Here is a 5,742-nt window from a genome sequence, read left to right on the forward strand (position 1 = left end):
TGATCACCTCCCGGCACAGCTCGTCCTTGAACTCCTGGGCAAATCGCTTGCGTGATGCGGTCATGCTGATCTCTACCTTCGGTAGACCCTCATTTTAAGAGGGCCCACTGTCCGAGATCTCCGCGGCAGCTCAAATTCCACCTCGACATGAACACCCGCCTCGACCTCACCCAAGACAACCAGGCGCAACAATCATGACCCTGAACCATGGCCTACACCACCGGCCTCACCCCACCCAGATGGCCGCCCACCACGCCGCCGGGCAGCCCTGACGACGGCGCCGCTTCGGCGGTTCGCCTAACTGAGCTGTTCGGCCCGGGCCCTCAATCAGCGCCTTTGCCGGGTACGACTCCAGAGACAGACCCTAACGCTCCCCGGGGCCCTCCGGAGCCGGGCCCGGGCACGGCACCCGAGGCTGTCCTAAAGCGTTTCCCAGCCCGGTTTCCGAACATCGGGCAACCAAGACACCCTGGCCGAAGGAGGTACTCGCTGTGGCCTCGGAGCGCAGCAGGGCGGCCCGGCACCCGGCCTCCCTCACCGCATCGGTGGCCCTGCTCAGAGCTTCCTCCCGGTCAGCGCCGTCCAGCGCAGAACGGATGTCGGCATTTCTGATTAACGGTGTATTCGACGTAGAACGGCATGGCTGAAGCATTCCACACACCCCGGAGGTAAAAACAGGCAGACGGCACCCGATGCTTAAAGCTGAGACCTGCTCCAACAGGGAAAGTTGGCCTGACGGCCGGAAGGCCGTCCGGCGTCTATTTCGGTTTGCGGCCGCGCCGGCGTCTGGCTGCGAAGTAGGCCAGAGAGGCCATGGCGGCGAAGAAGAACACGGTGGCGGGAAGGTAGCTGGCAATCAGCAGCAGCCAGACGCCGCAGAGCAGCAGCGCCGGCGGGAGGAGGATGGCCGTTGCCCAGAATGTCCTGCCTTGGTGCCGGCCGGTTCCGTTCGCGTTTCCTTCGGCAGGATTTTCCTGGTTGTTGGGTTCAGAGTTCATGCTGGTGTTCTGGATCAGAGGGGCTTGGGAGGACGGGCCGCTGCGGCGGTGGGTGGGTGCTCTATGGCCAGGACCGAGATGTCGATGCGCCCGGGGGTGAGGCCGGTGTGGCTGATGGCCCGGGTGATCTGCTCCCGCACGGCCTGGGCGACGCTCAGGGCTGCGAAGGCGATATCGGTGGCGATGTCGAGCTGGACGTCGGCGATGCCGTTGTGGACGGTGACGAAGACGCCATCGTGCCGGCCGGGAGTCGTGCGGGTGTCTGCCCTGCGGAGATTTTGGATTGTTCCTTTTCTCAGGCGGGTGAGGAGGTTCTTCAGGGTCGGTTCGAGCCGGAGGACACCTGGTGTATCGAGGGCGGTGCGGGCAGCAAGGTCGGCAATAAGGTCGCTGCTGATCAGCCGGGCTTCGAGGGGACGCTCAGACATCGTAGAGATCCTCCACGGTGATGTTGACGGCTCCGGCGTTGAGTCCGACGTGTGCTGTGATCATGCTGATGATCCGCTGACGCAGCAGCTCGGCGGTTCCGGGGATGTCGGTGTCGGAGGCCACGGCGATTCGAAGGTTCACCGAGATGTCGGCGGTCCCGGCCGGGCGGGGGTCGTCCGCGGTATCCGGGGCAGGATGGACGCGGCAGCGACGGGCGCGTACTCCCGGAAGGGCATCGGCGCCGAACCAGATGACTGAAGTGATGGCTTGTTCGCTGATCGTGATGCCCCCCTGGCCAGACCGGTAGACGGGGAGCCGGCTGCCCCTTCGGACTTCGGCGCGGGCCAGGTTCATGATGGCGTCCTTGACGGCGTGATGGGGCTGCAGCGAAGGGTCTTCTGCATCGTTGTCCCGAAGCGTACCGGTGGCCTCCGCGAGCTTTGCCAGGCTGGCCCGTGCCGTCCGGCAATGGGCGCAGCCGTTTTCAATGGCGGTGGAGGGCTGGCTGATGGTTGCCCAGACCTCGTCGATGCTGCGCCCACAGCCCAGGCGGGGGATGGTTTCGTCTATTGCCATTGACTCATCCTTTCCGCGAGTTGTGTGCGTGCTCTGGCGAGGCGGCCTCTGGCCGTCGGTTCACTAACCTTCAGCGTTGCGGCTATTTCAGCGTAGCTGCATTCGTGGATTTCCCGCAGGAGCCAGCAGGCGCGCTGCCCGGGCGGGAGGGTTAGCAGCGCTGCGGCCAGGGCGTCGATCTTGCAGGAGATTTCCGCTTCGCGGGCGGGATCGCCTCCGGCTCCCGGTCCGGTGAAGGAATCCGCGGTTGTTTGCTGAGTCGCCGGTTCCTGGACGACCTGCGCCTGACTGGACCGTCGACGCAGACTGTCCAGGCAGCGGTTGGTGGCCATCTGGTAAAGCCACCCGCTGAAAGCCTGCACGCTTGTCAGCAGCGGCAGCTTTCTCCAGCAGGCCACCAGGGTGTCCTGCACGACGTCTTCGGCCTCTCCCCGGTCATGGAGCATCCGGAAAGCGAGACGGAAAAGTCTGCCCTGATACGCCTTGACGAAGGCGTCCAGATTGCCGTCCTGGGCCCGGGCGGCGACGGTCGCCTCGTCCAGATCCTCGGGCCGGGTCAGGACAACGGGTTCACGCTCATCCATCGTCACCGCTATCCCCTTTTGCCCCCGAACCGCGCCACCCGGGTTCCGGAGCTTAAGACCAATATTTTCAGACGGGGCCGGTAATGGGAATGCCCGGTGCGGGGGGAAGCAGGGACAAAACAGTTTGCCTTTGTGCGTGACGTTTGGTGGTGACGTGCGTCTTTAACCATGTAGGCAAAATCGCATCGGTTGATTGAGGAGATGGTTCCCGTGACAGAAGCCCCGCAGCTCCCAGGACAGTCCGGAGGCATGGTGGCAACCCAGGAGGAGCAGAAACGGAACGCCCCCGTTGAGACCCGCCGCAGCACTGACCTGCTGCACACGGACCGGGGGGATACCACCATTGAGGAAACCGTGGTCCAGAAGCTGGCCGGCATGGCCACGCGTGAAATTCCCGGCGTGTATGCGATGGGCAGCGCTGCCCGGCGTGCGTTCGGCGCGATGACCGAGCGCATTCCCGGTTCCCAGACCAATGTCAGCGGCGGGGTGAGCGTGGAGAAGGGCGAACGCCAGACCGCCATCGACTTGAGCATCGTCGTCGAGTACGGAACGTCCATTGTCGAGGTGAGCCAGGGTATCCGGCGCAATGTCATCCAGTCTGTGGAGCGCGCGACCGGTCTGGAGGTGCTGGAAGTGAACGTCCACGTCACCGATGTTCATCTGCCCGAGGAGGAGCGACCCGAAGAGGACGCCAGGAAACCTCTGGAGTGACCACCTCACCCGCTCCGCCCTGTTTTCGGGCGGTTACCGATTTTGGAAGGAGTGCCGCATGTCCACTACACGATGGTGTCTGGCAGTCGGTCTGGTATTAGGAATCGTTTTGGCCTTCGGAGGTTTCACAGCCCTGGTGATAGCGCTCCTCTTTGGCCTGATTGGGCTGGTGGTGGGCCGTGTTGCGGAAGGCAAACTGGATCTGCAGGCCCTGTTCGGCAAAGCATCCAGCCGATGATTACCCCCGCAGCCCATGCCGGCTCCCGGGACCTGGATTCGCGGGGGCGCACTGTCCTTGACCGGAAGGTGGTGGAGAAGATCGCCGGTCAGGTCGCCGGCGAAGAGTCCTTTGCCGGAGGGTCCTCAGGAGGGTTTCTGGGCATCGGAGCACATTCGGACTTTTCAGCCCGGCCCAAAGCCACGGTGGAGCTTGCGGGCAATATCGCCGTGCTCAGCGTGGAAATCGGGCTGCTCTATCCGGTACCGCTGCGCCAGGTAACCGAGCAGTTGCGCCGCCGGATCAGCGAACGCGTCAACGCCCTGACCGGGGTGGAGGTCCGCCAGGTCGACATCACCGTGTCCTGGCTGAAGCCTGCCGGTGAATCCTCCGGCAGCCGGAGGCTGTTGTGAGCCGGCACGATGGGAAAGCCACACCCCTGCGGCACCGTCCCAGCCGGGCTGTTCCTGCCCTGATCCTGGGAACGCTGCTTCTGGCCGCCGGCGTGGCACTGGTGTGGGCGGCCGTGGCCCGGCTGGTCACTGGTTCGTGGCCGGTGTATCTGGCCGGCCCCCGGGACTGGCTGACCGGTTTGACCTGGAACGATCCGGGAGTCTGGGCCGTGGGGGCTGCGGCGGCGGTCGTGGGAGTCGTCCTGATGGCGGCAGCACTGGTTCCGGGACGCTTCAACGCGCTGCGGCTGCAGGCGCCCGGGGACGTGGGCCAGGTCCCGGTGGCGGGCGCGCAGGAGATTGTCATGACGCGGCGGGCCGTTGCGCGGTACGCGGCGGCGCATTGTGAATATGTCGACGGCGTCGGTTCAGCATCGGCCGCGGCCTCGGCACGCGCGGTCCACCTGAACGTGACCACGGCTCTGCACGAAACAGGGGAGCTGCGCGGGCGTGTCATTGCCGTGGTCAGGGAACGCCTGGCCGGTGCCGGGCTCAACCCGGTCCCGAAGGTCACCGCGTCCGTCCGGTCCAAGGAATGACCGAGGCAACCATCCTCCCGTATTCCGGAAAGAAGGCACCCCATGCGACAACACGCCGGAGCGCTGAATCGCACCTGGCTCCTCATCCTTGGCATTCTCGCCCTGGCCGGCGGCGTTCTGATACTGCTGGCGGCCAGCGGAACGCTGCACGCCATGAGCCCTGCAGAGGGTCCCGTAGTGACAGGGGACCTGCACACGGTCTTCGAGCCGGCCTCTGTTACGGCCATTGTCCTGGTGGCCGGGGTTCTCATGGGCGCCGTGGGGTTGTTGTGGATTCTGGCACAGATTCCACGAAGGAATCCCGCCGACAGGTACCGGCTGCATCAGGATCCTGCCTCCGGAACCACGCTATGTGATGCCTCGGTGCTGGGCGCCGCGGTGGAAAACCAGATCAATACCCTGCCCGGGGTGGTGGGTTCCTCGGTGCTGCTGCGCGGCACCGCCATGGAACCGGATCTCACGATGAAAGTCACGGTTAACAGCCGCGCCGACATCCAGGACGTCCTCCACAGCATCAACACCAGGGTCATTCCGGACCTCTCCACGGCCTTGGAGACACCGCTGCGGCGGACAGGAATCCAGCTCGAGGTCAGCGGCCGCAACGCCATTGCCGGCACCACCGTGGCGACCACCGGCACCGTCATCTACTAGGCCCGTCACGAACAATGGAACAGGATCCGGCGCTAACGGCTCTGGCTCGTTGTCCGGGGCGTAAAGACACTGTTGCTTGCCAGCCGAACGGTTCCCGTGTTTTCGAAGGTGCATTGACACTCGAGATGCCCGGCCCCGGGATGTCGGCCGGCGGTCACGAATCCCGGGCGGAGTATGCCGGATGGGTGGGATGCCCGTGGCAAACGGAGATGCTTTTGCAGATGGGGCCGCTATCCAAGGATGCTGCCGAGAATGGCGGTGAGACCCCGCCAGCCGAACCACAGACGTCCTTGCCACGATCCTTGGTATGAATCCGTCCGATTCTTTCGTCTTGCAAGCCGAGGGATACGAGGCGTCTCACCGGCCGGGCACCGACTGCGACGGTATCGCTCTAGTTTTCGCGGAGTCGTGTGTCAGTTTCCGAAGTCGACTGCACGGAATGTCCGAAGCCGTCTGCACAGCCCCGCCCGTTGGGGGATCGGCGGATTCAGGCGGTCATTGCAACAGGAGTCCTTCGATCATTTCGACCGGTTTTCTGAACTCTAGTCTTTTGCGTGGCCGGTCGTTGAGTTCCTGGGCGACCCA

The 5,742-nt window shown here is 64.5% G+C and carries 9 protein-coding genes; 5 read left to right on the plus strand and 4 right to left on the minus strand.

The window, feature by feature from the left end; genetic code table 11:
• Positions 1 to 758 precede the first annotated feature (758 nt).
• From ABIB51_RS22880 to ABIB51_RS22895, 4 genes are read right to left on the minus strand one after another with little or no spacing between them, the layout of a single operon-like run.
• Positions 759 to 998, minus strand: a complete 240-nt coding sequence (locus ABIB51_RS22880) for a hypothetical protein (RefSeq protein ID WP_354191671.1) — start codon at positions 996 to 998, stop codon at positions 759 to 761.
• A gap of 14 nt (positions 999 to 1,012) precedes the next feature.
• Positions 1,013 to 1,426: an Asp23/Gls24 family envelope stress response protein gene (locus ABIB51_RS22885; protein ID WP_354191673.1), complete on the minus strand. Its 414-nt coding sequence runs from the start codon at positions 1,424 to 1,426 to the stop codon at positions 1,013 to 1,015.
• Positions 1,419 to 2,003: an Asp23/Gls24 family envelope stress response protein gene (locus ABIB51_RS22890; RefSeq protein ID WP_354191675.1), complete on the minus strand. Its 585-nt coding sequence runs from the start codon at positions 2,001 to 2,003 to the stop codon at positions 1,419 to 1,421. Before ABIB51_RS22890 ends, ABIB51_RS22885 begins: the two co-directional genes overlap by 8 nt.
• Positions 1,994 to 2,587 (minus strand): RNA polymerase sigma factor, encoded by a 594-nt coding sequence (locus ABIB51_RS22895; RefSeq protein WP_354191683.1) that lies wholly within the window; start codon positions 2,585 to 2,587, stop codon positions 1,994 to 1,996. Before ABIB51_RS22895 ends, ABIB51_RS22890 begins: the two co-directional genes overlap by 10 nt.
• Before the next feature lie 249 nt (positions 2,588 to 2,836).
• On the opposite strand from ABIB51_RS22895, the gene ABIB51_RS22900 reads away from it, so the two are divergent.
• Genes ABIB51_RS22900 through ABIB51_RS22920 form a run of 5 tightly spaced genes read left to right on the plus strand, consistent with a single transcriptional unit; the run spans position 2,837 to position 5,157 of the window.
• On the plus strand, positions 2,837 to 3,298 hold the full coding sequence (locus ABIB51_RS22900; protein ID WP_354191676.1) for an Asp23/Gls24 family envelope stress response protein: 462 nt from the start codon (positions 2,837 to 2,839) through the stop codon (positions 3,296 to 3,298).
• A 58-nt stretch (positions 3,299 to 3,356) separates the two neighbouring features.
• Positions 3,357 to 3,536 carry a hypothetical protein gene (locus ABIB51_RS22905; RefSeq protein ID WP_354191678.1) on the plus strand — a complete coding sequence of 60 codons (180 nt, stop codon included), beginning with the start codon at positions 3,357 to 3,359 and terminating at the stop codon, positions 3,534 to 3,536.
• Entirely contained in the window at positions 3,533 to 3,928 is a 396-nt protein-coding gene (locus ABIB51_RS22910) for an Asp23/Gls24 family envelope stress response protein (RefSeq protein WP_354191680.1), read from the plus strand. Before ABIB51_RS22905 ends, ABIB51_RS22910 begins: the two co-directional genes overlap by 4 nt.
• A complete protein-coding gene (locus ABIB51_RS22915) occupies positions 3,925 to 4,506 on the plus strand; it encodes a DUF6286 domain-containing protein (protein ID WP_354191681.1) in 582 nt (193 codons plus the stop codon). The genes ABIB51_RS22910 and ABIB51_RS22915 overlap by 4 nt, the downstream gene beginning before the upstream one ends.
• Positions 4,507 to 4,548: 42 nt before the next feature.
• Positions 4,549 to 5,157 (plus strand): hypothetical protein, encoded by a 609-nt coding sequence (locus tag ABIB51_RS22920; protein ID WP_354191682.1) that lies wholly within the window; start codon positions 4,549 to 4,551, stop codon positions 5,155 to 5,157.
• Positions 5,158 to 5,742 lie beyond the last annotated feature (585 nt).

It is taken from the genome of Arthrobacter sp. UYCu712 (genome assembly GCF_040547005.1).
Taxonomy (GTDB): Bacteria; Actinomycetota; Actinomycetes; order Actinomycetales; family Micrococcaceae; genus Arthrobacter.

Excerpts from the sequence above, each read along its gene's own strand:
- ABIB51_RS22920 (WP_354191682.1), top strand. The coding sequence starts at position 4,549 with ATGCGACAACACGCCGGAGCGCTGAATCGCACCTGGCTCCTCATCCTT.
- ABIB51_RS22900 (WP_354191676.1), top strand. The coding sequence starts at position 2,837 with ATGGTGGCAACCCAGGAGGAGCAGAAACGGAACGCCCCCGTTGAGACC.
- ABIB51_RS22910 (WP_354191680.1), top strand. The coding sequence starts at position 3,533 with ATGATTACCCCCGCAGCCCATGCCGGCTCCCGGGACCTGGATTCGCGG.
- ABIB51_RS22905 (WP_354191678.1), top strand. The coding sequence starts at position 3,357 with ATGTCCACTACACGATGGTGTCTGGCAGTCGGTCTGGTATTAGGAATC.
- ABIB51_RS22890 (WP_354191675.1), bottom strand. The coding sequence starts at position 2,003 with ATGGCAATAGACGAAACCATCCCCCGCCTGGGCTGTGGGCGCAGCATC.
- ABIB51_RS22885 (WP_354191673.1), bottom strand. The coding sequence starts at position 1,426 with ATGTCTGAGCGTCCCCTCGAAGCCCGGCTGATCAGCAGCGACCTTATT.
- ABIB51_RS22880 (WP_354191671.1), bottom strand. The coding sequence starts at position 998 with ATGAACTCTGAACCCAACAACCAGGAAAATCCTGCCGAAGGAAACGCG.
- ABIB51_RS22895 (WP_354191683.1), bottom strand. The coding sequence starts at position 2,587 with ATGGATGAGCGTGAACCCGTTGTCCTGACCCGGCCCGAGGATCTGGAC.